This window comes from Burkholderia sp. Ac-20379 (assembly GCF_017104645.1).
Classification (GTDB): Bacteria; Pseudomonadota; Gammaproteobacteria; order Burkholderiales; family Burkholderiaceae; genus Burkholderia.
Genome location: NZ_JAAGPF010000544.1, coordinates 1 through 2,804, shown reverse-complemented (window position 1 = coordinate 2,804; position 2,804 = coordinate 1). Strand labels below are relative to the sequence as shown.

The 2,804-nt window shown below is 70.7% G+C and carries 2 protein-coding genes; both read left to right on the top strand.

The window, feature by feature from the left end; translation table 11 throughout:
- Positions 1-430, top strand: a 430-nt coding sequence (locus tag G3N92_RS32515; protein ID WP_206131629.1) for an OmpA family protein, incomplete at its 5' end; no start/stop codon positions are given.
- Positions 431-434: 4 nt separating this feature from the next.
- Positions 435-2,804: type VI secretion system membrane subunit TssM (tssM, locus tag G3N92_RS32510; protein WP_206131628.1), on the top strand; the 2,370-nt coding region annotated here is incomplete at its 3' end.

Sequence of the window (2,804 nt, the reverse complement as noted above, 5' to 3'; positions counted from 1 at the left end):
ACCAACCCTCTTTCCCCACCCGCCGCCCTTCCGATCCGCGCTGAGCGTCGACGAGCAGGCCGACGGCCGCGCCACCGTGCGGCTGGCCGCCGGCGCGCTGTTCCCGTCGGGCGGCGCGGATCTCGCGCCCGACGCGATCCCGGTGCTGCGCCAGGTGGCCGCCGCGCTGAACCAGGTGCGCGGCCGCGTGATCGTGGTCGGCCATACCGACGATCAGCCGGTGCATTCGCTGAAATTCAAGGACAACTTCGTGCTGTCCACCGTGCGCGCCCAGAACACGCTCGCGGTCCTCGCGCAGGGGCTCGACGATCCGCGCCGCCTGGAGGCGAACGGCGCGGGCTCGTCGCAACCGATCGCCACGCCGCCGAGCCTGCCGGCCAACCGGGCGCGCAACCGCCGTGTGGAAATCCTGTACATCCCGGAGAACTGAACCCATGAACACGCTGAAAACGGCGGTCACGTCCCGCTGGTTCGCGGTGTCGGCCGGGCTGCTGCTGATCGCCGTGCTGATCTGGCTCGGCGGCCCGTATCTCGGCATCGGCGCGCATCAGCCGCTCGCGAGCGCCGCGGCCCGGCTCGCGCTGATCCTCGCGATGGCGCTGGCCGCGGTGCTGGCGGCGCTGGCGCTGCAATGGCGCGAACGCCGCAAGGCCGCGCAACTGACGGGCGAACTGGCCGGGCAGGAAGCGCGCCTCGCCGCCGAGGAGCCGGGCAGCGCCGAGCGCGCGCAGTTGCAGCAGCGCTTTCGCGAGGCCATCGACACGCTGCGCAGGACGCGCCGCAACGGCCGCAATCTCTACGCGCTGCCGTGGTACGTGGTGATCGGCCCGCCCGGCTCGGGCAAGAGCACGCTGCTGCAGAACTCCGGCTTCGATTTTCCGCTGTCCGAACGATTCGGCAAGGATGCGTTGCGCGGCATCGGCGGCACGCGCGATTGCGACTGGTGGTTCACCGACGAGGCCGTGTTTCTCGACACCGCCGGCCGCTACACGACGCAGGATTCCGATGCCCGCGTGGACGCCTCGGCCTGGCAGGCGTTCCTCGCGCTGCTGCGCCGTCATCGCCGCCGCCGGCCGCTGAACGGCGTGATCGTGACGATCAGCGTGTCCGATCTGCTCGGTTTCGACGACGCCGCGCGCGCCCAGCACATCCGCGCCGTGCGTCGCCGCCTCGACGAGCTGAACCAGCATCTGAAGATCGCGATCCCGGTGTATCTGGTGTTCACCAAGTGCGATCTGGTGGCCGGTTTCGGCGAGTTCTTCGACGATCTCGGCCCGGACCTGCGCAGCCAGGTGTGGGGTGCGACGTTCCCGCTCGAGGCGAGCCTCGACGGCAGCGCGTGCCAGCGCTTCGCCGGCGAATACGACCTGCTGCTGGCGCGGCTGAACACGCGGCTGATCGAGCGCCTGCACGCCGAGCGCGACCGCGGCCGGCGCGCGGCCGTGCTCAGCTTTCCGCAGCAGCTCGGCGCGTTCCGCGAGATCGCGCGGCAGTTCGTGGAAGGCGCGTTCGCGCGTCACGAATACGGCCCGCCGCCGATGCTGCGCGGCGCGTATCTGACCTCGGGCACGCAGGAAGGCGCGCCGATCGACCGGATGCTGAGCGCCGTGGCGCGCACGTTCGGGGTGGACGCCGCGCGCGTGCAGGTGGGCGCGGGGCAGCGCCATACCTATTTCGTCGAGCGGCTGCTGCGCGACGTGCTGTTCCGCGAATCGGGGCTGGCCGGCACCAACCCGCGCCTGGAGCGGCAGAAGCTGCTGATGCAGGCCGCCGCGTACGTCGGCATGGCGGTGCTGACGGTGGGCCTGGTGGCCGGGTTCGCCACCAGCTACGCGCGCAACCGCGTGCTGATCGCCGATGTGCAGGCCGCGCTGCAGGATCTGCCGCCGGCCGACACGCTGAACGGCACGCCCGACCTGAAGACCTATTTCGCGCGTGCGCTGGCCCGGCTGGAGGTGATTGCGGCCGCGCAGGACGTGGCGGGTCGATACCAGGGCCATGTGCCGCTGCTGATGCGCTTCGGGCTGTTCCAGGGCCATGCGCTGTACGCGCAGGCGCACGGCGCGTATCTGCGCGAGAGCGACGCCACCTTGCTGCCCGGCATCGGCGTGCGCTTTCGCGAGGGGTTGAGCGAAAGCGCGAACGATCCGCAGGCGCTGTACGACTACCTGAAGGGCTATCTGATGCTCGGCCAGCCGCAGCATCTCGATCCGGGCGAATTGGCCGCGCTCGCGCGCCTCGAATGGCAGCGGCTGTACCCGCGCGATCCCGAGATCGCCAAGGCGCTCGACGGGAATTTCTCGGCGCGCGTCAATGATCCGCAGAGGCCGCGCGCGCTGTCGCTCGACACCGCGCTGATCGATCAGGCTCGCGCCACGCTGAAGACGGCCGATCTCGCCACGCTGATCTACGGCAGCGTGCAGCTGGAGGCGCAGCGCTCGGGCGCGTCGCCGGTGCGGCTCGACCAGGCGCTCGGGCTGCTCGGCAACGTGTTCGTGCGCAAGAGCGGCACGCCGCTCGCGCAGCCGCTGCCGGTGCTGTTCACGCGGCCGTATTTCGCGTCGGAGGCCAACGGCGGGCTCGCGCAATCCGTCGACGATTTCGTCAGGGATTACTGGGTGTTCGATGCCGGGCGCGTCGATCCGCTCGCGCGCTCGCGCTACGAGCAGCAGGTGCTGACGCTCTACGAACAGGACTACATCCGCAACTGGGATGCCTTGCTGGCCGACCTGCAACTGCAGCCGGTGGCGAGCATCCAGGACGCGAGCGCGCTGGCCGCCAAGCTGTCGGGGCCGAGTTCGCCA